General features: G+C 49.1%; 36 protein-coding genes. 6 read left to right on the top strand and 30 right to left on the bottom strand.

The genetic code is table 11. The features are described from left to right. Positions 1-495: 495 nt before the first annotated feature. Positions 496-1056 (top strand): gamma carbonic anhydrase family protein, encoded by a 561-nt coding sequence (locus CYR55_RS21340; protein ID WP_101818358.1) that lies wholly within the window; start codon positions 496-498, stop codon positions 1054-1056. A gap of 115 nt (positions 1057-1171) precedes the next feature. Here CYR55_RS21340 and aroE read toward each other — a convergent pair whose 3' ends face one another. From aroE to dprA, 5 genes are read right to left on the bottom strand one after another with little or no spacing between them, the layout of a single operon-like run. After that, positions 1172-1990 (bottom strand): shikimate dehydrogenase, encoded by an 819-nt coding sequence (gene aroE / locus CYR55_RS21345; protein ID WP_101818387.1) that lies wholly within the window; start codon positions 1988-1990, stop codon positions 1172-1174. A 12-nt stretch (positions 1991-2002) separates the two neighbouring features. Continuing rightward, the gene (gene tsaC / locus CYR55_RS21350) at positions 2003-2572 is read right to left on the bottom strand and encodes an L-threonylcarbamoyladenylate synthase type 1 TsaC (RefSeq protein WP_101818359.1); all 570 of its coding nucleotides are present in this window, start codon (positions 2570-2572) and stop codon (positions 2003-2005) included. Then, complete coding sequence (locus CYR55_RS21355) at positions 2562-3113, bottom strand: DNA topoisomerase family protein (protein ID WP_101818360.1); 552 nt, start codon at positions 3111-3113, stop codon at positions 2562-2564. The genes tsaC and CYR55_RS21355 overlap by 11 nt, the downstream gene beginning before the upstream one ends. Positions 3114-3132: 19 nt before the next feature. Beyond that, complete coding sequence (gene smg / locus CYR55_RS21360) at positions 3133-3606, bottom strand: DUF494 family protein Smg (protein ID WP_072933421.1); 474 nt, start codon at positions 3604-3606, stop codon at positions 3133-3135. Next, complete coding sequence (dprA, locus tag CYR55_RS21365; RefSeq protein ID WP_101818361.1) at positions 3578-4747, bottom strand: DNA-protecting protein DprA; 1170 nt, start codon at positions 4745-4747, stop codon at positions 3578-3580. Before dprA ends, smg begins: the two co-directional genes overlap by 29 nt. Before the next feature lie 110 nt (positions 4748-4857). On the opposite strand from dprA, the gene def reads away from it, so the two are divergent. The 5 genes from def to mscL all read left to right on the top strand — a co-directional run bounded on the left by def (position 4858) and on the right by mscL (position 9671). Next, entirely contained in the window at positions 4858-5370 is a 513-nt protein-coding gene (def, locus tag CYR55_RS21370) for a peptide deformylase (RefSeq protein ID WP_101818362.1), read from the top strand. A gap of 24 nt (positions 5371-5394) precedes the next feature. Continuing rightward, on the top strand, positions 5395-6339 hold the full coding sequence (gene fmt / locus CYR55_RS21375; RefSeq protein ID WP_101818363.1) for a methionyl-tRNA formyltransferase: 945 nt from the start codon (positions 5395-5397) through the stop codon (positions 6337-6339). A gap of 73 nt (positions 6340-6412) precedes the next feature. Beyond that, positions 6413-7702: a 16S rRNA (cytosine(967)-C(5))-methyltransferase RsmB gene (rsmB, locus tag CYR55_RS21380; protein ID WP_101818388.1), complete on the top strand. Its 1290-nt coding sequence runs from the start codon at positions 6413-6415 to the stop codon at positions 7700-7702. Positions 7703-7763: 61 nt separating this feature from the next. Next, positions 7764-9140 (top strand): Trk system potassium transporter TrkA, encoded by a 1377-nt coding sequence (gene trkA, locus CYR55_RS21385; protein ID WP_101818364.1) that lies wholly within the window; start codon positions 7764-7766, stop codon positions 9138-9140. 120 nt (positions 9141-9260) lie between these two features. Continuing rightward, positions 9261-9671 (top strand): large-conductance mechanosensitive channel protein MscL, encoded by a 411-nt coding sequence (gene mscL, locus CYR55_RS21390; protein WP_101818365.1) that lies wholly within the window; start codon positions 9261-9263, stop codon positions 9669-9671. A 45-nt stretch (positions 9672-9716) separates the two neighbouring features. Here mscL and CYR55_RS21395 read toward each other — a convergent pair whose 3' ends face one another. From CYR55_RS21395 to rpsS, 25 genes are all read right to left on the bottom strand, one after another. Then, on the bottom strand, positions 9717-9896 hold the full coding sequence (locus tag CYR55_RS21395) for an alternative ribosome-rescue factor A (protein ID WP_101818366.1): 180 nt from the start codon (positions 9894-9896) through the stop codon (positions 9717-9719). Positions 9897-9983: 87 nt separating this feature from the next. Continuing rightward, complete coding sequence (locus CYR55_RS21400; RefSeq protein ID WP_101818367.1) at positions 9984-10367, bottom strand: DnaJ family domain-containing protein; 384 nt, start codon at positions 10365-10367, stop codon at positions 9984-9986. 165 nt (positions 10368-10532) lie between these two features. After that, positions 10533-10919 carry a 50S ribosomal protein L17 gene (gene rplQ, locus CYR55_RS21405; protein ID WP_072933440.1) on the bottom strand — a complete coding sequence of 129 codons (387 nt, stop codon included), beginning with the start codon at positions 10917-10919 and terminating at the stop codon, positions 10533-10535. Positions 10920-10959: 40 nt separating this feature from the next. Beyond that, a complete protein-coding gene (locus CYR55_RS21410; protein ID WP_002919219.1) occupies positions 10960-11949 on the bottom strand; it encodes a DNA-directed RNA polymerase subunit alpha in 990 nt (329 codons plus the stop codon). A 25-nt stretch (positions 11950-11974) separates the two neighbouring features. After that, positions 11975-12595 (bottom strand): 30S ribosomal protein S4, encoded by a 621-nt coding sequence (rpsD, locus tag CYR55_RS21415; RefSeq protein WP_101818368.1) that lies wholly within the window; start codon positions 12593-12595, stop codon positions 11975-11977. A 30-nt stretch (positions 12596-12625) separates the two neighbouring features. Continuing rightward, positions 12626-13015, bottom strand: coding sequence for a 30S ribosomal protein S11 (gene rpsK, locus CYR55_RS21420; protein ID WP_004929731.1), 390 nt, complete (start codon positions 13013-13015; stop codon positions 12626-12628). Positions 13016-13031: 16 nt separating this feature from the next. After that, a complete protein-coding gene (gene rpsM / locus CYR55_RS21425) occupies positions 13032-13388 on the bottom strand; it encodes a 30S ribosomal protein S13 (RefSeq protein ID WP_072933445.1) in 357 nt (118 codons plus the stop codon). Positions 13389-13534: 146 nt separating this feature from the next. Next, entirely contained in the window at positions 13535-13651 is a 117-nt protein-coding gene (gene rpmJ, locus CYR55_RS21430) for a 50S ribosomal protein L36 (RefSeq protein WP_101818369.1), read from the bottom strand. Between the two features lie 33 nt (positions 13652-13684). Beyond that, positions 13685-15016, bottom strand: coding sequence for a preprotein translocase subunit SecY (gene secY, locus CYR55_RS21435; protein WP_072933449.1), 1332 nt, complete (start codon positions 15014-15016; stop codon positions 13685-13687). Positions 15017-15023: 7 nt separating this feature from the next. Next, entirely contained in the window at positions 15024-15458 is a 435-nt protein-coding gene (gene rplO, locus CYR55_RS21440; protein WP_072933451.1) for a 50S ribosomal protein L15, read from the bottom strand. A 3-nt stretch (positions 15459-15461) separates the two neighbouring features. Then, the gene (gene rpmD / locus CYR55_RS21445) at positions 15462-15641 is read right to left on the bottom strand and encodes a 50S ribosomal protein L30 (protein ID WP_029095691.1); all 180 of its coding nucleotides are present in this window, start codon (positions 15639-15641) and stop codon (positions 15462-15464) included. A 5-nt stretch (positions 15642-15646) separates the two neighbouring features. After that, the gene (gene rpsE / locus CYR55_RS21450) at positions 15647-16147 is read right to left on the bottom strand and encodes a 30S ribosomal protein S5 (RefSeq protein WP_072933453.1); all 501 of its coding nucleotides are present in this window, start codon (positions 16145-16147) and stop codon (positions 15647-15649) included. A gap of 14 nt (positions 16148-16161) precedes the next feature. Then, positions 16162-16515: a 50S ribosomal protein L18 gene (gene rplR / locus CYR55_RS21455; protein ID WP_072933456.1), complete on the bottom strand. Its 354-nt coding sequence runs from the start codon at positions 16513-16515 to the stop codon at positions 16162-16164. A 9-nt stretch (positions 16516-16524) separates the two neighbouring features. Beyond that, positions 16525-17058 carry a 50S ribosomal protein L6 gene (gene rplF, locus CYR55_RS21460; RefSeq protein ID WP_101818370.1) on the bottom strand — a complete coding sequence of 178 codons (534 nt, stop codon included), beginning with the start codon at positions 17056-17058 and terminating at the stop codon, positions 16525-16527. A 14-nt stretch (positions 17059-17072) separates the two neighbouring features. Further along, a complete protein-coding gene (rpsH, locus tag CYR55_RS21465) occupies positions 17073-17465 on the bottom strand; it encodes a 30S ribosomal protein S8 (protein ID WP_072933460.1) in 393 nt (130 codons plus the stop codon). A 33-nt stretch (positions 17466-17498) separates the two neighbouring features. After that, on the bottom strand, positions 17499-17804 hold the full coding sequence (gene rpsN, locus CYR55_RS21470) for a 30S ribosomal protein S14 (protein ID WP_072933461.1): 306 nt from the start codon (positions 17802-17804) through the stop codon (positions 17499-17501). Positions 17805-17817: 13 nt separating this feature from the next. Next, positions 17818-18357 (bottom strand): 50S ribosomal protein L5, encoded by a 540-nt coding sequence (gene rplE / locus CYR55_RS21475; RefSeq protein WP_072933463.1) that lies wholly within the window; start codon positions 18355-18357, stop codon positions 17818-17820. Between the two features lie 14 nt (positions 18358-18371). After that, positions 18372-18686, bottom strand: a complete 315-nt coding sequence (rplX, locus tag CYR55_RS21480; protein ID WP_072933465.1) for a 50S ribosomal protein L24 — start codon at positions 18684-18686, stop codon at positions 18372-18374. A 10-nt stretch (positions 18687-18696) separates the two neighbouring features. Continuing rightward, positions 18697-19068 (bottom strand): 50S ribosomal protein L14, encoded by a 372-nt coding sequence (rplN, locus tag CYR55_RS21485; protein ID WP_008457164.1) that lies wholly within the window; start codon positions 19066-19068, stop codon positions 18697-18699. A 173-nt stretch (positions 19069-19241) separates the two neighbouring features. Beyond that, positions 19242-19496 (bottom strand): 30S ribosomal protein S17, encoded by a 255-nt coding sequence (gene rpsQ / locus CYR55_RS21490; RefSeq protein WP_072933467.1) that lies wholly within the window; start codon positions 19494-19496, stop codon positions 19242-19244. Continuing rightward, positions 19497-19688: a 50S ribosomal protein L29 gene (gene rpmC / locus CYR55_RS21495; RefSeq protein WP_002218942.1), complete on the bottom strand. Its 192-nt coding sequence runs from the start codon at positions 19686-19688 to the stop codon at positions 19497-19499. Then, positions 19688-20098 carry a 50S ribosomal protein L16 gene (rplP, locus tag CYR55_RS21500; protein ID WP_002438716.1) on the bottom strand — a complete coding sequence of 137 codons (411 nt, stop codon included), beginning with the start codon at positions 20096-20098 and terminating at the stop codon, positions 19688-19690. The genes rpmC and rplP overlap by 1 nt, the downstream gene beginning before the upstream one ends. 12 nt (positions 20099-20110) lie before the next feature. Beyond that, entirely contained in the window at positions 20111-20812 is a 702-nt protein-coding gene (gene rpsC / locus CYR55_RS21505) for a 30S ribosomal protein S3 (RefSeq protein ID WP_072933469.1), read from the bottom strand. 17 nt (positions 20813-20829) lie between these two features. After that, the gene (gene rplV / locus CYR55_RS21510; protein ID WP_002223844.1) at positions 20830-21162 is read right to left on the bottom strand and encodes a 50S ribosomal protein L22; all 333 of its coding nucleotides are present in this window, start codon (positions 21160-21162) and stop codon (positions 20830-20832) included. Positions 21163-21176: 14 nt separating this feature from the next. Then, the gene (rpsS, locus tag CYR55_RS21515; RefSeq protein ID WP_004929772.1) at positions 21177-21455 is read right to left on the bottom strand and encodes a 30S ribosomal protein S19; all 279 of its coding nucleotides are present in this window, start codon (positions 21453-21455) and stop codon (positions 21177-21179) included. Between the last annotated feature and the right edge of the window lie 10 nt (positions 21456-21465).

The raw sequence follows: 21465 nt of genomic DNA on the forward strand, positions 1-21465 counted from the left end.
AAAAGCTTGATTTGCTAAGTTAATAGCGATGCTCAAAGGTTACTGTTCTAAATTTCTTTAGGTAGTCACTCTTCAAGACTTAATATTTTTTGCATCCGGAGATGCTGATATCGTCTTGTGAGTGCCCACACAGATTGTCTGATAAATTGTTAAAGAGCAGTGAGTTACGCGCTTTCGCTTGCTAACTCGAGGTGGCGTATATTACGCTTTCCTCTTTCAGAGTCAACCTCTTTTTTCAGAAGTTTTTCTCTTGTTTTCTTTCTCTTGCTTCTTTCTTCCCGGCCGCTTGTGAAGTGAATCACTTGCGCCGTGTCGATGGAGGCGCATTATAGGGATCTCGTTTTATTGCACAACCCCTTTTTTGATCATTCTTATCTGACTGCACATTTTTCACCCCCTTCGTTCTGATCTTGTACGATCCTATCATCTATACGCTCTATCGCCCCTTTCATCGTTTATAATTTGGGCTATTTAACTCGTTATAGGATAGGAAAAATGAACGCAGGCTCACTTCGATCTTTTAAGGATCAATCCCCACACCTTGGTAAACGTGCCATGGTTGATCCTTCCAGCGTTGTCATTGGCGACGTCACACTGGCAGATGATGTCAGTATCTGGCCGCTAGTTGCCATTCGGGGTGATGTTAATCGTGTCACTATTGGCGCCCGTACTAATATCCAGGATGGCAGTGTGCTGCATGTTACCCATAAATCCAGCTATAACCCGGCAGGCTATCCTTTAGTCATCGGAGAGGATGTGACCGTGGGTCACAAAGCAATGCTTCATGGCTGTACGATTGGTGATCGGGTGTTAGTGGGAATGGGCTCAATTTTACTTGATGGGGCGATTATTGAAGATGACGTCATGATTGGTGCCGGCAGTCTGGTTCCACCCGGTAAGCGTCTGGCCAGTGGTTATCTTTATTTAGGGAGCCCAGTGAAACAGATTCGCCCATTGAAACCAGAAGAACGAGAAGGCCTTCTTTATTCTGCCAATAACTATGTTAACTGGAAGAATGATTATCTCGATCAAGAGAGCGCAAACCAGCCATTGTGAGCACGTGCTCTCCGTATGAGCTATCTGATGTCATCGCCATCTACCTCTTTACGCCTGAACCGTGTAAGACACGGTTCAGGCATGGTGACAGGACGATATGCGTCTTCAGCAACGTTTACTTTGCCATGTCTTGCTTCAACTGCGTTAACACCGGGGCAATATCCGGCATGATGCCATGCCATAGCATAAATGCATGGGCTGCTTGCCCCACCAGCATTCCTAACCCGTCCGCCCACTGTGTGGCACCCTGATGGCACCCCCATGTTAAGAAAGGAGTAAGGCCTTGCTGATAGAACATGTCATAAATGCGGGTATCTGGCGTAATCAATGAAGAAGGAATAGCAGGAATATCTCCCTGCATTCCAGAAGCAGTCGCATTGATAATCAGATCAAAGACGGGCTCATCTAATGCAGTAAAGGTTTTAGCCTTAATCTCGCCCATATGGCTGAACAGTAGTGCCAGTTGCTTTGCTTTCGCAAAAGTGCGATTAGCAATGACTATGTTACAACCATAAGAAAGTAACGGCAGGATAACCCCACGAGCAGCACCACCCGCACCTAACAACAGAATCCGGTAGCCTGGCTTTATCATTTCAAGCCGCTCGAGATCGCTGAGCAGGCCAATACCGTCGGTGTTGTCCCCCAGCAGTGATCCGTCTTCGCATTTTTTCAATGTGTTGACAGCCCCGCTCAACGCTGCTCTTTCACTCAGATGATCGGCTCTGGCACAGGCCTGTTCCTTGAAGGGCACGGTCACATTCGCCCCCTGCCCACCTGCATTAAAAAATGCATCCAATGTATGTTCGAACGCATCCAGCGGTACCAGCGTTTTTCCGTAAGGATGCTCAATGCCTGTTTGCTGTGCAAACAGGGCATGAATGTGTGGGGACTTACTGTGACCGATGGGATTACCGAATACAGTATAGAGATCCATCATTTTACCTTGTCAGGCCAATCGCACGTAATCGCCTGTCAAGGCGTCGCGTATTTCTGTTGGATTTTTACGGCCTCCCACATCACCTGTAACAACAGGAAAATCATGGCCGAATTGTGCTGTTACTTCAGCGGCAAGGCGGCAAGGAGGAAGCCCGGTTAAATTTGCGCTGGTAGAAACTAACGGCTTTCCAAACTGATGACAGAGCTGGCGCACCACCGGGTGGTCAGTAACCCGTACTGCCAGTGATGAGAAACGCCCGGTTAACCAACCGGGTGTCGTTTCACGCGCTGGTATAATCCAGGTTACGGGCCCAGGCCAGGTAGCAAAAATCTGTTCCCGTTGTTGTTGCGTCAGCTGTGCATCATCTATATAGGGAACAAGTTGCGAATAATCGGCGGCAATCAGGATCAATCCCTTGTCCTTCGGGCGCTGTTTAAGCTGTAAAAGAGCTTCGACCGCCAGTTCACTGTCTGGGTCGCAGCCCAATCCAAATACGGCTTCAGTGGGGTAAGCAATAACCTGCTGGTTATGCAGGGCTTCAAGGATGGAATCAGAAACAGGCATTACTTCAGGCATCATCTTCTATCGGAACCGGTTTACCGCACAGCTTGCTGGCACAATACTGTTTCAGCCCGCCTGCTGTACGCTTCTCAATAAGTAATGGGTAGTGGCAATAGCGACATTCGCCCGCTACCGGCTTATGGTTAACGGCATACGGGCATTCAGGATAGCGGTCACAGGCATAGAACACCTTGCCATATCTTGATTTGCGCTGCAGCAGTTTACCTTGTTGGCATTGAGGGCAAGATAACGTGGTCTCATCCGGTTTATCCAGCGCCTCGGTATGCGAACACAGGGGATAGTCACTGCACCCAATAAACATACCATACCGCCCCTGCCGCAATACCAGCACTGACTGACATACAGGACAATGCTGATCTTCAAGCACTTTGACAATATGGCCATCAGCCTGAGTCTTTAACGGGCGAATATACTCGCATTCAGGATAATGGGAACAGCCAAGAAAGGGGCCGTGGCGTCCGCTACGGATCACCAGCTCGGCCCCACATTTCGGACAAGGTTCATTTTGCCTGGCGGCAAAAATCGCAGCTTTTGACATCTGTATTTACTGTTATCGCTTAGTGCAGATAACCCTCATTAACTTCAAACAGCAACTCTTCCATTTGCTGATAGGCACTTTCATAGCCGGGAATATTGAATAATACCATCAGGATGACCCATTTCAGGTCTTCCAGATCGAACTCATCCGTTTCCAGCGCCATCACACGATCAATGACCATTTCCCGGGTTTCGAGATTCAACACTTGTATCTGTTCCAGGAACAGGAGAAAACCCCGGCATCCGGCATCAAGACGTGTTGCCTCTTCATCGGTGTAGATGCGTAATGCAAAAGGATCGGCATCTAACATGAAGGGTGCAGCTTCGCCTTCCTGTAAGTCTGCGAGCTTCTCCAGCCAGCCCAAGGCACTGTAGATATCTTCCCGATGGAACCCAGCCCGGGCAAGGTCATCTGTCAGCTTATCCTGGTCGACGTGCATCTCCGCTTCGTTGTGTATGTAAGTTTCAAATAAGTACATTAGTACGTCGAACATGGCCTGCCCTCCTCGTTCGGACATAGCCGCCGGATACAGCTGCGATCCATCCTGCTAACTCCAGATCGAGTAATTTGACTACCACTTCTGGCACAGGTTGGCCGGCACGTTCGGCGACGACGTCAACAGGTGTCACCTCATATCCTACGTTAGCCAACACCTCAGCAAATGGCAATTCAACTTCACCATCTTGTGCACAAATATTCAATTCTTGCTGAGAATCGTTAACAATTTGGGGCGGATTACCCTCTTTTATCACTTCGTGTGCCGGCAGCCACTGTAAGCCACTGCCAATCACTTCAGCGATATCTTTGGGCTCAGTCACCAGGTAAGCTCCCTGCTGGATAAGCCAATGGGTGCCTGCACTAAAATCAGTTCCTAATGAACCCGGTAAGGCAAATACCTCTCTCCCCTGCTCAAGAGCACAGCGGGCAGTAATAAGGGAACCACTGCGCAGAGAAGCCTCAACCACCAGCGTCCCTCTGCTTAGTCCACTGATAATACGGTTACGCCGGGGAAAATGCACAGGCATAGCCGGTTCTGACGGCAGCAACTCCGAAACAATGGCTCCGCCGCTTTCGATAATTCGTGCTCTTAACTGTTGATGGCGTCTGGGATGAGTATGGGACAGACCACACCCTAATACTGCTATAGTCCGGCCTTCTGTATCCAGCGCTGCCTGGTGGGCAAGCCCATCAATACCTAGCGCCAGCCCGCTGGTAATGGTGTACCCACAATGCACTAACCCACCGGCAAAATACTTTCCCCAAAACTCGCCATAGTCACTGCATTGCCTGCTTCCAACAATAGAAACTTGTGGGGTGGCCAATACTGATATGTCCCCCGAGATAAACAGTACCGGCGGTGGGTCAGCAATTTGTGCCAACAGAAAAGGGTAAGCTGCATCATGGAGGGTCAGCATGTGATTACCCGGTTGTGCCAGCCAGGAAAGCGCCGTGGTGAGAATTTGAGGGGCGGTATGCAGAAAACTGTGTGCCTGATCTGGCGACAGACCACACTGTTGCAATACAGATGCCGTCAAACGGCAATCAGAGGACAACCTGCTGGCGACGGCAATCCTGTTTCTATTACGTAAGCCCCGTATGGCGGCCAATCTTAACCAGATCTCTTCCTGAGTCATACACCCTCCTGACAGGGGACAATTACGTACTGATGCTGTCAATCAGGCAGGGAAATGTCTAGAATAAAGATTAATTGTCATTCATCACTTGCATAAAGATCGAAATATTTATGTCCGTATTACACGTATTACATTATCCCGATGATCGACTGCGCAAAGTTGCGCAGCCGGTAAAAGAAGTCAATGCCGAGATCCAGCGTATCGTGGATGATATGTTCGATACCATGTATGCCGAAGAAGGCATTGGCTTGGCAGCAACGCAAGTTGACATCCACCAGCAGATTATCGTGATTGATGTTTCTGAAAACCGCGATGAGCGTCTGGTTCTGATCAACCCGGAAATGCTGGAAAAAAGCGGTGAAACCGGTATTGAAGAAGGGTGCCTTTCTATTCCGGAACAACGCGCTTTTGTGCCACGTGCCGAAAAAGTAAAAATCCGGGCGCTGGATCGTGATGGCAAGCCATTTGAGCTGGAAGCTGATGATCTGCTGGCTATCTGTATCCAGCATGAAATGGATCACCTGATTGGCAAGCTGTTTGTTGACTATCTGTCTCCTCTGAAACGCCAGCGTATCCGTCAGAAAGTTGAAAAACTGGCCAAGCTTAATACGCGTGCCCACTGAGTCTGATGACCGCAGGAACTGATTGTGTCTGATGCATTACGGATAATTTTTGCCGGTACGCCGGACTTTGCAGCGCGTCATCTTGACGCGCTTTTGACTTCTCATCATGACGTTGTGGGTGTCTTCACACAACCTGACCGCCCTGCGGGACGCGGAAACAAGCTGACCGCAAGCCCTGTGAAACTGTTGGCGGAATCTCATCAAATCCCCGTATTCCAGCCTAAGTCCTTGCGGCCGGCAGAAAGTCAGGAGTTAATCCGGGCGCTGGATGCCGACATCATGATTGTAGTGGCATATGGCTTGATTCTGCCGCAAACCGTGCTGGATATGCCAAAGCTGGGATGCATCAATGTGCATGGCTCCCTGCTCCCTCGCTGGCGGGGCGCCGCACCTATTCAACGTGCATTGTGGGCAGGTGATAAGCAAACGGGCGTCACTATCATGCAGATGGATGCTGGGTTGGATACGGGTGACATGCTGACAAAGCTGAGCTGTGATATTCAACCGGATGATACCAGCGCAACGTTGTATGACAAACTGGCAACGTTAGGACCAAGAGGGATGCTGAATACCCTGGCCGATCTGGAAGCTGGCCTGGCTGAGCCGGAAAAGCAGGATGAGGCCCTGGTGACTTATGCAGACAAACTCAGTAAAGAAGAAGCGCTGCTGGATTGGCAACTTCCTGCTGAACAACTTGAACGCTGCATCCGTGCATTTAACCCATGGCCCGTCAGCTATTTTATGGTTGAGGGGCAGTTGGTCAAAGTATGGCAGGCAGATGTGTTGCCCGGTAAAGGCGACGCGCCTGGCACGATTGTCGCTGCAGATAAACAAGGCATTCAGGTTGCCGCAGCTGAAGGCATACTCAACATCACCCAACTCCAGCCGGCCGGCAAAAAAACCATGTCTGCTCAAGATTTACTGAATTCACGTCGTGACTGGTTTATTGTCGGCAAGAAGCTCGGCTGAATCCTTCCTATACTCTGCCCGGATATTCCGGGCTTCTTTCCTTACTGATGCTGGCATGACCAGCTTTGTAGCTATGAAAAACGCATATAATCTACGCAGCCTTGCTGCAACAGCCATTGGTCAGGTTTTGGATCAGGGTCAATCGCTCTCTACTGTGCTTCCTGCACTGCAAAAAAATATTGCTGATAAAGATAAGGCCCTGTTACAGGAATTTTGCTTTGGGACATTGCGTGTGCTGCCTCAGCTGGAGTGGTGTATCAAACAGCTGATGGCCCGCCCGATGACCGGAAAGCAACGCCCCTTGCATTATTTGATTATGGTTGGTCTCTATCAACTTATTCATACCCGGATTCCAGCGCATGCGGCATTAGCTGAAACCGTTGAAGGTGCGGTAGCGTTAAAGCGCCCACAATTGAAAGGGCTGATCAATGGTGTATTGCGCCAGTTCCAGCGTCAGCAGGAAAGCTTACTGACCCAAGCTAATGCGCAGGAAAGCCGTTATCTTCATCCCTCCTGGTTATTAGCGCGTATCAAAAAAGCCTATCCTGAAGAATGGCAATCCATTACTGAGGCGAACAATCAGCGGCCCCCAATGTGGTTACGTGTTAATCGCCTGCATCATAGCCGTGATGCTTATCTCGACCTGTTGCAACAAGCGGGTATTGCAGCTGAAATCCATAACGACTATCCGGATGCATTGCGGCTCGCCGCGCCCTGCCCTGTCACGGCATTACCCGGCTTCACCGCGGGTTGGGTGACCGTACAAGATGCATCAGCGCAAGGTTGTATCCCCTTACTGGCACCACAAGATGGCGAGCATATCCTGGATTTATGCGCTGCACCGGGGGGCAAAACCACGCATATTCTGGAAGCAGCCCCAAATGCGCACGTTTTAGCGGTAGATATTGATGAACAGCGTCTGAAGCGTGTTCAGGAAAACCTTGATCGCTTGCAGCTACAAGCAGAAATAAAAAGCGGTGATGGGAAAGAGCCTAATACATGGGCAGGTGATCGCACATTTGATCGCATTTTGCTTGATGCCCCTTGCTCCGCAACCGGTGTTATTCGCCGTCATCCTGACATTAAATGGCTGCGGCGTAACAGTGACATTGATGAACTGGTAGAAGTACAAAAGGCAATTCTGGAAGCAGTATGGCCACGATTAAAAGCTGGCGGCGTACTCCTTTATGCTACCTGTTCTATTTTACCGGAAGAGAATCAGGAGCAGATTGCCAAATTCCTCGCCGGCCATACTGATGCTACCTTAGTAGAAATCGGCGATCTTACCCATCTCGGCAAACAGAATTTGCCCAGTGCAGAGGCAGGTGATGGCTTCTACTACGCTAAGATGATCAAAGGCTGATAGTAGGATCCATAGAGTTAATAACTATGGTTATTTTTTACGGGCAGGATCGGGGAAAGCTATGAAGATCATTATTCTTGGGGCTGGGCAGGTGGGTGGAACCCTGGCGGAAAATCTGGTTGGTGAAAATAATGACATCACTGTTGTTGACACCAATGCAGCCCATTTACGGCAGCTTCAGGATAAATTTGATTTACGTGTCGTACAGGGCCATGGATCACATCCACGTGTGTTACGAGAAGCGGGTGCCGGTGATGCGGATATGTTAGTTGCCGTGACCAACTCTGACGAAACCAACATGATCGCATGCCAGATAGCCTACTCCTTGTTTAATACCCCAAACAGGATTGCCCGTATACGCTCAGCTGATTATATTCGCGAGTCTGAGAAGTTATTCAACGCAGATGCTGTCCCGATCGATCATTTGATTTCACCAGAGCAGTTGGTGATTGAATATATTTATAAACTTATTGAATATCCTGGCGCATTGCAAGTCGTTAATTTTGCTGAAGGAAAGGTCAGCATCGCTGCTGTTAAGGCATACTATGGCGGTCCTTTAGTAGGGAATGCCCTCTCATCAATGCGTGAGCATATGCCGCACATTGATACACGTGTCGCGGCTATTTTCAGGCAAGATCATCCCATCCGACCCCAAGGGTCTACCATCATTGAAGCAGGTGATGAAGTATTCTTTGTGGCAGCCACACAGCATATCCGGGCTGTTATGAGTGAGCTTCAGCGACTGGAAAAGCCTTATAAGCGGATCATGATCGTTGGGGGCGGTAATGTCGGCGCCGGCTTGGCCCGGCGGCTGGAAAAGAATTATAGCGTTAAGTTAATCGAGAGGGATCAGCATCGTGCTGCCGAATTAGCAGAACTCCTTCAGGATACAATCGTCTTTTATGGCGATGCGTCTGATCAGGAGCTGTTGGCAGAAGAGCATGTCGAGCAGGTTGATGTCTTTATAGCCATCACAAATGATGATGAAGCAAATATCATGTCGGCAATGCTGGCGAAACGCATGGGCGCCAAAAAAGCCATGGTATTAATTCAGCGTCGTGCTTACGTAGACCTGGTGCAAGGCAGTGTAATTGATATTGCTATTTCTCCTCAGCAAGCCACTATATCGGCTTTATTAGGGCACGTACGCAAAGCCGACATCGTCAGTGTTTCCTCGCTACGCCGCGGTGTGGCTGAGGCGATCGAAGCAATTGCCCATGGAGATGAAAGTACGTCTAAAGTTGTAGGCCGCAGGGTAGAAGAGATCAAGCTTCCCCCTGGTACCACTATCGGCGCTATTGTTCGTGGGGATGACGTTATCATTGCTAATCGGCAGTCAAGGATTGAGCAAGGCGACCATGTCGTCATGTTTATTACGGATAAAAAGTTTGTTCCTGATGTGGAACGATTATTCCAGCCAAGCCCATTTTTCTTATAGAAACGCAAATTATTGCTGCATAAAACATCAAACCCGGCTGAAATACTCAACTTTTAGAGCAAACCTGCTCAAAATAGGCTTTACTTAGAGAGACTTGAGTTATTTTGGCAAGGAGTACATATGAGTTTTATGAAAGAGTTTCGTGAGTTTGCCATGCGTGGCAACGTTGTCGATTTAGCGGTAGGGGTAATCATTGGGGCAGCTTTTGGTAAAATAGTCTCTTCCCTTGTCTCTGACATCATAATGCCCCCACTAGGACTGCTGATTGGCGGTATAGATTTCAAGCAATTTGAGCTGGTGCTAAGAGAAGCCCAAGGCGCTGCGCCAGCGGTGGTAATGAAATATGGCGTCTTTTTACAAAATGTTTTCGATTTTATCATCATTGCATTAGCAATATTTATTGCTGTGAAATTGATGAATCGCTTACGTCGTAAAGAAGAAGAAAAGCCAGCTGCGGCACCAAAGCAATCAGCTGAAGAGAAACTGTTGGTTGAAATACGAGATTTGCTTAAACAACAAGCGCCAAAATAACACCGTCCCCGTATCATCTGTCTCTGGAAGGTCAGTGGTAAAAGTTTAGCGAAAACGCTTACCACTGACCTCCACTCCTTTCCCCTTGCCATGTTTGGCTTTTCGCTGATAACTCCCTTTCCCCTTCTTATTTTTTTCGACCCGCTGTCTGAACAGAGAATCATGGAGTAATGCATGCAAAGCATTATCCTGGATAACGCCTTTATTGTGTTGATATTGACTCATAGCGACCTCATTAGCATGAATGGTAAGAACAGGTAAAATCAGACGCGATAATCATAGTGGAGCGGTACAAAAATGCCAGCTTCTACCCTACTTTTTATTCGATAGTTTTTCGGCTATTTTGTTGTTTATCTGTTGCTTGTAGTGGCCTTTAAGAAACTCAGTAGACATCCCTGCTTGTTGTAACCTTAACCCAAGCACTTTTAATCTCTGGTTCATAGCGACATAATCGGGGTTATCTTTCTCTATCGCATGCATGAGTTCAGAAAGTTGAAGTGCCTCGTTTCTATCCTGTAACTCAGGCGGCAAATAGCCAGAATTTTTTAACAACCGATAAGCAGTACGTAACTCAGCTGGAACTCCGCTGTCATCCTCAAGTGCCAGGGGTTTACCAGAGCCGGGCAGATTCTCAAACTCACCTTTCTCCTCGGCTTCACGTATATGTCGCTCTACCATTTCATCAATAAGCCACATGAGCAGCTCCTTTGAAAACTTACACAAGATAAGAAGTAATAGCACAGAAAAGGGATGAGGAAAATGTCATGAATAACTGGAGGTGGGAAGTGACAAACTAGCCGGGAGTCAGATTACAGATATAAAAAAACCGGGACAAGCCCGGCTTTTTTACGCTTTTACAGATTACTCTGCAACTGCTTCTGCTTTCGATTCTGCACGATCAACGAGCTCGATGTATGCCATCGGCGCATTGTCGCCTGCACGGAAACCACACTTCAGAATACGAGTGTAACCACCTGCACGGCTCGCGAAACGCGGACCCAGTTCATTAAACAGTTTTGCCACGATCTCGTTATCACGAGTACGGGCGAATGCCAGACGACGATTAGCAACGCTGTCGGTCTTGGCAAGAGTAATCAGCGGCTCAACAACGCGACGCAGCTCTTTCGCTTTCGGCAGGGTCGTCTTGATGATCTCATGACGAACCAAAGAGCCGGCCATGTTACGGAACATAGCCTGGCGATGGCTGCTGTTACGGTTCAGTTGACGACCACTCTTACGATGGCGCATGACCTTATCCTTCTCAGTAAAACCTTAACCTGTGATCCGGTTACTCGTCAGCAATGCTTGCCGGTGGCCAATTTTCCAGGCGCATGCCCAGAGAAAGACCACGGGAGGCCAGCACGTCTTTAATCTCAGTAAGAGATTTTTTACCAAGGTTAGGCGTTTTCAGCAACTCAACCTCGGTACGCTGTACCAGATCACCGATGTAGTGGATAGCTTCTGCTTTAAGGCAGTTAGCAGAGCGGACAGTCAATTCCAGATCGTCAACAGGGCGCAGCAAGATCGGATCGAACTCAGGCTTCTCTTCTTTCACTTCTGGTTGACGAACATCACGTAAGTCAACAAAAGCTTCCAGTTGTTCAGCCAGAATGGTTGCCGCACGACGGATCGCCTCTTCAGGATCGATCGTACCGTTGGTTTCCATTTCGATGACCAGCTTATCCAAATCTGTACGTTGCTCTACACGCGCTGCTTCAACATTGTAGGCGATACGCTCTACAGGGCTGTAGCAAGCGTCAACAAGCAGACGGCCGATTGGGCGCTCATCTTCTTCCGAATGAATTCGGGCAGACGCCGGCACATATCCACGACCACGCTGAACTTTAATGCGCATGCTGATAGCAGCATTTTCATCAGTCAGATGGCAGATAACATGTTGCGGCTTGACGATTTCGACATCACCATCATGGGTAATGTCGGCTGCAGTCACAGGGCCAATGCCAGATTTATTCAGGGTAAGAATAACTTCATCTTTGCCTTGAACTCTCACCGCCAGCCCTTTCAGGTTGAGCAGGATCTCCAGGATATCTTCCTGTACGCCTTCTTTGGTGCTGTACTCATGCAGTACACCATCAATCTCAACCTCGGTCACCGCGCAACCCGGCATGGATGAAAGCAGAATACGGCGCAGTGCGTTGCCGAGAGTATGGCCAAAGCCACGCTCTAACGGCTCAAGGGTCACCTTGGCGTGCGTCGAACTGACTTGCTCGATATCTACCAGGCGCGGTTTTAGAAACTCTGTCACAGAACCCTGCATTGTGTCCTCTCTTTGGTACTAAGCTTTACTTGGAGTAAAGCTCGACGATCAGGTGTTCGTTAATGTCCGCAGACAGATCGGTACGTTCAGGATTACGCTTGAACACACCTTCCATCTTAGCAGCATCAACTTCCAGCCAAGTCGGCTTTTCACGCTGTTCAGCCAGCTCCAAAGCGGCCTTAACGCGAGATTGCTTTTTAGCTTTCTCACGGATGCTGACTACGTCATTCGGAGATACCTGATAAGAAGCGATGTTAACAACGCGACCGTTTACCATGATAGCTTTGTGGCTAACCAGCTGACGTGCTTCTGCACGCGTAGCGCCGAAGCCCATACGGTAAACAACGTTGTCCAGACGACCTTCCAGCAGTTGCAACAGGTTTTCACCGGTGTTGCCTTTCAGACGGGCTGCTTCTTTATAATAGTTACGGAACTGACGCTCCAGCACGCCATACATACGGCGAACTTTTTGCTTTTCACGCAACTGTACACCATAGTCAGAAAGACGCGGTTTACGCGCACCATGCTGACCAGGAGCTTGTTCAATCTTACACTTGGTATCGATCGCGCGAACGCCAGACTTAAGGAACAGGTCTGTGCCCTCACGACGGCTCAGCTTGAGCTTAGGACCCAAATATCTTGCCATTTTCTTTCTCCAACAATCCTAAAAGCAGCGTTATACGCGACGCTTTTTCGGCGGACGACAACCGTTATGAGGGATCGGAGTCACATCAGTAATATTAGTGATGCGGAAACCAGCCGCGTTCAGAGCGCGGATAGTTGACTCACGGCCCGGACCAGGTCCTTTAACCATAACTTCCAGGTTCTTAATACCGTATTCTTTCACTGCGTCAGCGCAGCGCTCTGCTGCAACCTGAGCTGCGAACGGAGTGGATTTACGAGAACCACGGAAACCGGAACCACCAGCTGTTGCCCAACCCAAAGCATTACCCTGACGATCAGTAATGGTAACAATGGTGTTGTTGAAAGAAGCATGGATATGAGCCACGCCGTCAGAGACTTGTTTTCTTACACGCTTACGTGTACGAACAGGTGCCTTTGCCATTATTCAATCACCCCGATTATTTCTTGATCGGTTTGCGCGGACCCTTACGGGTACGGGCGTTGGTCTTGGTACGCTGGCCGCGAACCGGAAGACCACGACGATGACGCAAACCACGATAGGTACCAAGGTCCATAAGACGCTTGATGCTCAGGGTCACTTCACGACGCAGATCACCTTCTACAACAAATTTGGCAACTTCGTCACGCAGCTTATCGATTTGCTCTTCAGACAGCTCACTGATCTTAACATTTTCAGCAATACCCGCTGCTGCACAGATAGCCTGTGAGCGAGTCTTACCGATACCATAGATCGAGGTTAACGCGATTACGGTATGTTTCTGATCAGGAATGTTAATGCCTGCTATACGGGCCACTATGCACTCCTACATTTTTATACGGCAACACCATTCTGAAAAGCCCGTTTTCAGGATACTCAAATAGTATTGCAGTGACATACAAAAGATTGGCTGGCTAATCTAGCCAGCTCAACCCAACTTTGCAAGAAAAATATGCGAGATAATCAGCCTTGACGCTGTTTATGCTTCGGCTCGGTGCTGCAAATCACACGAACGACACCGTTACGCTTAACGATTTTGCAGTTACGACATAATTTCTTGACGGAAGCACGAACTTTCATTTTTACTCTCCGTAACTTCTCAAACGCACCTAATTAGCGATTGTAGCCTTTCAGGTTTGCTTTCTTCAATGCAGACTCGTACTGACTAGACATCATCAGAGTTTGCACTTGAGCCATAAAGTCCATGATGACAACAACAACAATTAACAGTGAAGTACCACCGAAATAGAAAGGTACTTTCATTGCGTCACGCATGAACTCCGGGATAAGGCAGATAAAAGTAATATACAAGGCACCAATTAAGGTTAAGCGCGTCATCACTTTATCAATGTATTTCGCCGTTTGCTCTCCCGGACGAATTCCTGGCACGAATGCACCGGACTTCTTCAGGTTATCTGCTGTTTCACGCGGGTTGAAAACCAAAGCCGTATAGAAGAAACAGAAGAAGATGATCGCAGTCGCATAGAGTAACACATAAAGCGGTTGTCCAGGCTGCAGATACAGCGAAATCGTTGTCAGCCAGTTCCAACCAGTACCGCCCCCGAACCAGGATGCAATCGTGGCTGGGAACAGAATAATGCTGGAGGCGAAAATTGCTGGGATAACCCCTGCCATGTTCACTTTCAGCGGTAAGTGCGTACTCTGTGCTGCATAAACGCGACGGCCTTGTTGGCGTTTAGCATAGTTAACGACAATACGCCGTTGACCACGCTCGACGAACACTACAAAGAAAGTCACCGCAAATACTAAAACTGCAACCAACAGCAACAGAAGGAAGTGCAGGTCGCCTTGTCGAGCTTGCTCAATGGTATGTGCAACTGCTGGAGGGAGACCAGCAACAATACCAGCAAAGATTATGATCGAGATACCGTTACCAATACCACGTTCAGTAATCTGTTCACCAAGCCACATAAGGAACATCGTTCCGGTAACCAGGCTAACTACAGCGGTAAAATAGAATGCAAAGCCTGGATTTAATACCAGACCTTGCATACCAGGCATATTCGGAAGACCGGTAGCAATACCGATAGACTGAAATATTGCCAATACCAGCGTGCCATAACGGGTGTACTGGCTTATCTTACGACGGCCAGCCTCCCCTTCTTTCTTGATTTCTGCTAACGCAGGGTGAACTACGGTTAGCAGCTGGATAATAATCGATGCCGAAATATACGGCATGATACCCAAAGCAAAGATAGAAGCACGACTAAGGGCACCACCAGAGAACATGTTAAACATTTCAATGATGGTACCACGCTGTTGCTCGAGCAATTTCGCAAGCACAGTGGCATCGATACCAGGAATCGGAATAAAAGAGCCGATACGGAAAACTATGAGCGCCCCGATAACAAACAAAAGTCTGCGCTTCAGTTCGCCAAGTCCACCTTTAGCACTTTGAAAATCTAATCCTGGTTGCTTAGCCATCTGCTACTTATTCCTCAATTTTACCGCCAGCAGCTTCGATAGCAGCACGAGCGCCTTTGGTGACACGCAGACCACGTACAGTTACTGCACGATTGATTTCGCCAGACAGCATAACTTTAGCGAATTCAATCTGAGTACCAACTACGTTAGCGGCTTTCAGCGTGTTCAGGTCGATGACATCGCCTTCTACTTGAGCCAGTTCAGACAGACGAACTTCTGCCGTGATCATAGCTTTGCGAGAAGTGAAGCCGAATTTCGGCAAACGACGGTACAACGGCATCTGACCACCTTCGAACCCACGACGTACGCCACCACCAGAACGTGAGTTCTGACCTTTGTGACCACGGCCGCCGGTTTTACCCAGGCCAGAACCAATACCACGACCTACACGCTTCGGCGCATGCTTGGCACCTTCAGCCGGAGACAGAGTATTTAAACGCATCTGTTACTCCTCAACCTTAACCATGTAGGAAACCAGGTTGATCATACCACGTACAGCGGGAGTATCTTCACGCTCAACGGTATGACCAATACGACGCAGACCAAGACCAACCAGAGTTGCCTTGTGTTTCGGCAAACGGCCAATAGAGCTGCGAATTTGAGTTACTTTAATAGTCTTTGCCATGGTTATTACCCCAGAATTTCTTCAACGGATTTACCACGCTTGGCAGCGACCATTTCTGGGGACTTCATATTCGCCAGAGCATCAATAGTTGCACGAACCACGTTAATCGGGTTAGTGGAACCATAGGCTTTTGCCAATACGTTGTGAACCCCTGCGACTTCCAGGACGGCGCGCATTGCACCACCGGCAATAATACCGGTACCTTCGGAAGCCGGCTGCATGAACACACGGGAACCCGTATGCGCACCTTTAACAGGGTGCTGCAGGGTGCCGCTGTTCAGCGCGACATTCATCATGTTGCGACGGGCTTTTTCCATCGCTTTCTGGATCGCTGCCGGAACTTCGCGTGCTTTGCCGTAGCCAAAACCAACGCGACCGTTACCATCACCAACTACAGTCAGTGCGGTAAAGCTGAAAATACGGCCACCTTTTACGGTTTTAGATACGCGGTTTACCGCGATCAGCTTTTCCTGCAGTTCGCCAGCTTGTTTTTCGATGTGTGACATCTTACACCTCTACCTTAGAACTGAAGGCCAGCTTCACGGGCAGCATCTGCCAGTGCCTGGACTCGACCATGATATTGGAAACCGGAACGGTCAAAGGATACATCTTTAATCCCTTTTTCCAATGCGCGCTCAGCAATAGCTTTACCTACAGCTGCAGCAGCATCTTTGTTACCGGTATACTTCAATTGCTCAGTGATAGCTTTTTCTACAGTAGAAGCGGCTACCAATACTTCAGAACCGTTCGGAGCGATGACCTGTGCGTAAATATGACGCGGGGTACGATGTACCACCAGGCGAGTCGCGCCCAATTCTTTGAGCTTGCGGCGTGCGCGGGTCGCACGACGGATACGAGCAGATTTCTTATCCATAGTGTTACCTTACTTCTTCTTAGCCTCTTTGGTACGCACGACTTCGTCGGCGTAACGGACACCCTTGCCTTTATAAGGCTCAGGACGACGGTAGGCACGCAGGTCTGCTGCAACCTGACCGATCAACTGCTTATCTGCGCCTTTCAGCACGATTTCAGTTTGGGTCGGGCATTCAGCAGTAATACCTGTCGGCAGTGCATGCTCAACAGGGTGAGAGAAGCCCAGGGCCAAACTCACCGCATTGCCTTTAACTGCGGCACGGTAACCAACACCTACCAGCTGAAGCTTCTTGGTGAAGCCGTCGGTAACACCTACTACCATTGCGTTCAACAGAGCACGAGTGGTACCCGCTTGGGCCCAACCGTCAACAGCACCTTCGCGCGGAGCGAAGATCAGTGCGTTTTCTTCCTGTTTAACTTCAACGGCGCTGTGGATAGTACGAGTCAGCTCGCCGTTCTTACCCTTAATCGAAATAACCTGACCGTTGAGTTTTACCTCTACGCCGGCAGGAATGACGACGGGTGCTTTTGCAACACGAGACATTCTTTCCTCCCGAATTAAGCTACGTAGCAGATAATCTCGCCACCAAGACCAGCTTGGCGAGCTGCACGATCGGTCATAACACCTTTAGAGGTAGAAATGACAGCAATACCCAGGCCGGCCATAACTTTTGGCAGCTCATCTTTTTTCTTATAGATGCGCAGACCTGGGCGGCTGATACGCTGAATGCTTTCTACCACTGCCTTGCCCTGGAAGTACTTCAGTACCAGTTCCAGAACAGGCTTGGTGTCGCCTTCGATTTTGAAATCTTCAATATAACCTTCTTCCTTCAGCACGTTGGCAATTGCCAATTTCAGCTTGGAGGAAGGCATGGTGACCGCAACTTTGTTCGCGGCCTGACCGTTACGGATACGGGTCAGCATATCCGCGATCGGATCTTGCATGCTCATCTGTCTTTACTCCCGTGATTCAATTGGTGACAATTACCAGCTAGCCTTTTTCAAGCCCGGGATTTCACCGCGCATAGCGGCTTCACGGACTTTAATACGGCTCAACCCGAACTTCCGCAGGAAAGCGTGCGGACGACCAGTTTGACGGCAGCGGTTACGCTGACGTGACGGGCTGGAATCACGCGGCAGAGTCTGCAGCTTGAGAACGGCATCCCAACGATCTTCGTCGGAAGCGTTCACATCAGAGATGATAGCTTTCAGTTCTGTGCGTTTAGCAAAGAATTTGTCTGCTAATTTCACGCGCTTGACTTCGCGTGCTTTCATGGATTGCTTAGCCATTAGTAACCCTACCTTACTTGCGGAACGGGAAGTTAAAGGCAGCCAGCAGTGCGCGGCCTTCATCATCGGATTTCGCAGTGGTGGTAATGGTAATATCCAAACCACGAACGCGATCGACTTTGTCGTAGTCGATTTCCGGGAAGATGATCTGTTCACGCACGCCCATGCTGTAGTTACCACGGCCATCGAATGACTTGGCAGACAGGCCACGGAAGTCACGGATACGCGGTACAGCAATGGAAATCAGACGCTCAAAGAACTCCCACATGCGTTCGCCGCGCAGAGTTACTTTACAGCCGATCGGATAGCCCTGACGGATTTTGAAGCCTGCAACAGATTTGCGTGCTTTGGTGATCAACGGCTTTTGGCCGGAGATTGCTGTCAAGTCAGCTGCTGCATTGTCCAGCAGTTTCTTGTCGGCAATTGCTTCACCAACACCCATATTCAGGGTGATCTTCTCGACCCGAGGGACTTGCATGACAGAGTTGTAGCCAAACTGAGACATCAGTTGTTTGACTACCTCGTCTTTGTAGTAATCATGCAGTTTCGCCATCGTATTACTCCAAATTACTTGATAGTTTCGCTGTTAGACTTGAAGAAACGCACTTTTTTGCCGTCTTCGAATCTAAAGCCTACACGGTCAGCCTTGCCGGTTGCAGCATTGTAGAGAGCGATGTTGGAAACCTGAATAGCAGCTTCTTTTTCAACAATGCCACCTGGTTGGTTCAGGGCCGGAACCGGCTTCTGATGTTTCTTAACCAGGTTGATACCTTCTACAATGACCTTGCCAGCAGACAGGACATTTTTTACTTTACCGCGTTTACCTTTGTCTTTCCCGGTAAGCACGATAACTTCGTCATCACGACGGATTTTCGCTGCCATGGTTCGCTCCTTAGAGTACTTCTGGTGCCAGAGAGATAATTTTCATGAACTTTTCGTTACGCAGTTCACGAGTTACCGGCCCAAAAATACGCGTACCGATTGGTTGCTCGCTGTTATTGTTCAAAATAACGCATGCATTACCATCGAAGCGAATGACAGAACCGTCCGGGCGACGTACACCCTTCTTGGTGCGCACCACTACCGCCTTCAGCACATCGCCTTTCTTCACCTTACCGCGAGGAATTGCTTCCTTGATGGTAATTTTGATGATGTCGCCGACGCCTGCGTAGCGACGGTGCGAGCCACCTAGAACCTTGATACACATTACGCGACGTGCACCGGAGTTGTCGGCGACGGTCAGCATAGTCTGTTCTTGGATCATTTTAGTGCTCCGCTAATGTCAACTACTACTTTAAAGACCTAAGTTATTCTTCAGGCCGTTGAAAAGCCCCATAACCAAGGGCGCAGCATTATAACACCGCTTCCTACGTATGGGTAGAAAAAACAAACGGCTCGTTTTCTGAGCCGTTTGTTAAGTGAGAGGCCGCTACTCTATTACAGAATTGCTTTCTCTACAACGCGAACCAACGTCCAAGATTTAGTCTTAGACAGTGGACGGCATTCGCGGATTTCTACCACGTCACCGATACCACATTCGTTGTTCTCGTCGTGTACGTGCAGCTTGGTCGTACGTTTGATGAATTTCCCGTAGATCGGGTGCTTCACCGTACGTTCGATAGCAACAACAATGGATTTCTCCATTTTGTCACTAACAACGCGACCTTGCAGAGTACGGATAGTGTCAGTCATTTACGCACCCGCCTTTTCAGTCAGTAAAGTCTTAACGCGTGCGACGTTACGACGCACTTGTTTCAACAGGTGAGTTTGTTGCAGCTGGCCACTCGCCGCTTGCATGCGCAAGTTGAATTGCTCACGCAGCAGGTTGAGCAGCTCGGTGTTCAGCTCTTCAACGCTTTTTTCACGCAGCTCTTGTGCTTTCATTACATCACCGTCTTAGTTACAAAGGTGGTTTTGATCGGCAGTTTAGCTGCTGCCAGCTTGAATGCCTCACGGGCCAGCTCTTCCGGCACGCCGTCCATTTCGTACAGGACTTTACCAGGCTGGATCAGGGCAACCCAATACTCTACGTTACCCTTACCTTTACCCATACGCACTTCAAGCGGCTTTTCGGTAATCGGTTTGTCCGGGAATACACGGATCCAGATTTTACCTTGACGCTTAACTGCACGAGTCATTGCACGACGAGCTGCTTCGATTTGACGAGCAGTCAGACGGCCACGGCCAACAGCTTTCAGACCGAAAGTGCCGAAGCTAACATCCGTACCTTGCGCCAGACCACGGTTGCGGCCCTTGTGCACCTTACGGAATTTTGTACGCTTTGGTTGTAACATCAGCGACTCTCCTTACTTGCGGCCTTTACGCTGCTGCTTTTTAGGTTGCGCAGCCGGTTTTTCCGGTTGTTCAACGGCAGCCATACCACCCAGGATCTCACCTTTGAAGATCCATACCTTAACGCCGATTACACCATAAGTGGTGTGCGCTTCAGATGTGTTGTAATCGATGTCCGCACGCAGAGTGTGCAACGGAACACGACCTTCACGGTACCATTCGGTACGCGCGATTTCAGCACCGCCAAGACGGCCGCTTACTTCAACTTTGATACCTTTAGCGCCAAGACGCATTGCGTTCTGTACTGCACGCTTCATAGCACGACGGAACATAACGCGACGTTCCAGCTGTGAAGTGATGCTGTCAGCAACCAATTTTGCGTCCAGTTCCGGTTTACGGACTTCGGCGATGTTAATCTGTGCAGGGACGCCAGCGATATCCGCTACGACCTTACGCAGTTTTTCGACATCTTCACCTTTCTTGCCGATAACGATGCCTGGACGAGCAGTGTGAATGGTCACACGGATGCTCTTCGCAGGACGTTCGATAACTATGCGAGAAACGGAAGCTTTCGACAATTCCTTAGTCAGGAATTGACGAACTTTAAAGTCGCTGTCCAGGTTGTCAGCGAATTCTTTGGTATTCGCATACCAAGTAGAGTTCCAAGGTTTGACAATACCCAGGCGAATACCATTAGGATGTACTTTCTGACCCATTGCTAGTCTCCAGAGTCTCAGCGATCGGACACAACCACAGTAATGTGGCTGGTGCGCTTCAGGATGCGATCTGCACGACCTTTTGCACGCGGCATAATACGCTTCATGCTTGGGCCTTCGTCGACGAAGATTTTCGTGACTTTCAGATCATCGATGTCAGCGCCATCGTTGTGTTCTGCGTTAGCAATGGCAGACTCCAGCACTTTCTTAACCAGACCAGCAGCTTTTTTGTTGGTGTAGGTCAGAGTTTCCAGAGCTTGCGACACTTTCTTACCGCGGATCAGGTCAGCAACAAGGCGAACCTTCTGAGCAGAAGAACGAGCGTGGCGATGTTTAGCGATAGTTTCCATCTCTTCCTCCTACCTTAGCGCTTTTTAGCTTTTTTATCAGCCGCATGGCCGCGATAAGTACGGGTCGGCGCGAATTCACCCAGTTTGTGACCGACCATTTCATCGGAAACGAACACTGGTACGTGCTGACGACCATTATGGACAGCGATGGTCAAACCGATCATGTTAGGAAAGATCGTTGAACGACGGGACCAAGTGCGCAAAGGCTTCTTGTCACCGCTTTCCACCGCTTTCTCTACCTTCTTCAGCAAGTGCAGGTCAATAAAAGGACCTTTCTTGAGAGAACGTGGCATGGCTTATCCT

Source organism: Chimaeribacter californicus (assembly GCF_002858675.1).
Classification (GTDB): domain Bacteria; phylum Pseudomonadota; class Gammaproteobacteria; order Enterobacterales; family Enterobacteriaceae; genus Chimaeribacter; species Chimaeribacter californicus.

What these genes read in the sequence shown, in the direction of transcription:
- CYR55_RS21340 (WP_101818358.1), top strand. Translation starts at nt 496, where the DNA reads ATGAACGCAGGCTCACTTCGATCTTTTAAGGATCAATCCCCACACCTT.
- aroE (WP_101818387.1), bottom strand. Translation starts at nt 1,990, where the DNA reads ATGGATCTCTATACTGTATTCGGTAATCCCATCGGTCACAGTAAGTCC.
- tsaC (WP_101818359.1), bottom strand. Translation starts at nt 2,572, where the DNA reads ATGATGCCTGAAGTAATGCCTGTTTCTGATTCCATCCTTGAAGCCCTG.
- CYR55_RS21355 (WP_101818360.1), bottom strand. Translation starts at nt 3,113, where the DNA reads ATGTCAAAAGCTGCGATTTTTGCCGCCAGGCAAAATGAACCTTGTCCG.
- smg (WP_072933421.1), bottom strand. Translation starts at nt 3,606, where the DNA reads ATGTTCGACGTACTAATGTACTTATTTGAAACTTACATACACAACGAA.
- dprA (WP_101818361.1), bottom strand. Translation starts at nt 4,747, where the DNA reads ATGACTCAGGAAGAGATCTGGTTAAGATTGGCCGCCATACGGGGCTTA.
- def (WP_101818362.1), top strand. Translation starts at nt 4,858, where the DNA reads ATGTCCGTATTACACGTATTACATTATCCCGATGATCGACTGCGCAAA.
- rsmB (WP_101818388.1), top strand. Translation starts at nt 6,413, where the DNA reads ATGAAAAACGCATATAATCTACGCAGCCTTGCTGCAACAGCCATTGGT.
- trkA (WP_101818364.1), top strand. Translation starts at nt 7,764, where the DNA reads ATGAAGATCATTATTCTTGGGGCTGGGCAGGTGGGTGGAACCCTGGCG.
- mscL (WP_101818365.1), top strand. Translation starts at nt 9,261, where the DNA reads ATGAGTTTTATGAAAGAGTTTCGTGAGTTTGCCATGCGTGGCAACGTT.
- CYR55_RS21395 (WP_101818366.1), bottom strand. Translation starts at nt 9,896, where the DNA reads ATGAGTCAATATCAACACAATAAAGGCGTTATCCAGGATAATGCTTTG.
- CYR55_RS21400 (WP_101818367.1), bottom strand. Translation starts at nt 10,367, where the DNA reads ATGTGGCTTATTGATGAAATGGTAGAGCGACATATACGTGAAGCCGAG.
- rplQ (WP_072933440.1), bottom strand. Translation starts at nt 10,919, where the DNA reads ATGCGCCATCGTAAGAGTGGTCGTCAACTGAACCGTAACAGCAGCCAT.
- CYR55_RS21410 (WP_002919219.1), bottom strand. Translation starts at nt 11,949, where the DNA reads ATGCAGGGTTCTGTGACAGAGTTTCTAAAACCGCGCCTGGTAGATATC.
- rpsD (WP_101818368.1), bottom strand. Translation starts at nt 12,595, where the DNA reads ATGGCAAGATATTTGGGTCCTAAGCTCAAGCTGAGCCGTCGTGAGGGC.
- rpsK (WP_004929731.1), bottom strand. Translation starts at nt 13,015, where the DNA reads ATGGCAAAGGCACCTGTTCGTACACGTAAGCGTGTAAGAAAACAAGTC.
- rpmJ (WP_101818369.1), bottom strand. Translation starts at nt 13,651, where the DNA reads ATGAAAGTTCGTGCTTCCGTCAAGAAATTATGTCGTAACTGCAAAATC.
- secY (WP_072933449.1), bottom strand. Translation starts at nt 15,016, where the DNA reads ATGGCTAAGCAACCAGGATTAGATTTTCAAAGTGCTAAAGGTGGACTT.
- rplO (WP_072933451.1), bottom strand. Translation starts at nt 15,458, where the DNA reads ATGCGTTTAAATACTCTGTCTCCGGCTGAAGGTGCCAAGCATGCGCCG.
- rpmD (WP_029095691.1), bottom strand. Translation starts at nt 15,641, where the DNA reads ATGGCAAAGACTATTAAAGTAACTCAAATTCGCAGCTCTATTGGCCGT.
- rpsE (WP_072933453.1), bottom strand. Translation starts at nt 16,147, where the DNA reads ATGTCACACATCGAAAAACAAGCTGGCGAACTGCAGGAAAAGCTGATC.
- rplR (WP_072933456.1), bottom strand. Translation starts at nt 16,515, where the DNA reads ATGGATAAGAAATCTGCTCGTATCCGTCGTGCGACCCGCGCACGCCGC.
- rplF (WP_101818370.1), bottom strand. Translation starts at nt 17,058, where the DNA reads ATGTCTCGTGTTGCAAAAGCACCCGTCGTCATTCCTGCCGGCGTAGAG.
- rpsH (WP_072933460.1), bottom strand. Translation starts at nt 17,465, where the DNA reads ATGAGCATGCAAGATCCGATCGCGGATATGCTGACCCGTATCCGTAAC.
- rpsN (WP_072933461.1), bottom strand. Translation starts at nt 17,804, where the DNA reads ATGGCTAAGCAATCCATGAAAGCACGCGAAGTCAAGCGCGTGAAATTA.
- rplE (WP_072933463.1), bottom strand. Translation starts at nt 18,357, where the DNA reads ATGGCGAAACTGCATGATTACTACAAAGACGAGGTAGTCAAACAACTG.
- rplX (WP_072933465.1), bottom strand. Translation starts at nt 18,686, where the DNA reads ATGGCAGCGAAAATCCGTCGTGATGACGAAGTTATCGTGCTTACCGGG.
- rplN (WP_008457164.1), bottom strand. Translation starts at nt 19,068, where the DNA reads ATGATCCAAGAACAGACTATGCTGACCGTCGCCGACAACTCCGGTGCA.
- rpsQ (WP_072933467.1), bottom strand. Translation starts at nt 19,496, where the DNA reads ATGACTGACACTATCCGTACTCTGCAAGGTCGCGTTGTTAGTGACAAA.
- rpmC (WP_002218942.1), bottom strand. Translation starts at nt 19,688, where the DNA reads ATGAAAGCACAAGAGCTGCGTGAAAAAAGCGTTGAAGAGCTGAACACC.
- rplP (WP_002438716.1), bottom strand. Translation starts at nt 20,098, where the DNA reads ATGTTACAACCAAAGCGTACAAAATTCCGTAAGGTGCACAAGGGCCGC.
- rpsC (WP_072933469.1), bottom strand. Translation starts at nt 20,812, where the DNA reads ATGGGTCAGAAAGTACATCCTAATGGTATTCGCCTGGGTATTGTCAAA.
- rplV (WP_002223844.1), bottom strand. Translation starts at nt 21,162, where the DNA reads ATGGAAACTATCGCTAAACATCGCCACGCTCGTTCTTCTGCTCAGAAG.
- rpsS (WP_004929772.1), bottom strand. Translation starts at nt 21,455, where the DNA reads ATGCCACGTTCTCTCAAGAAAGGTCCTTTTATTGACCTGCACTTGCTG.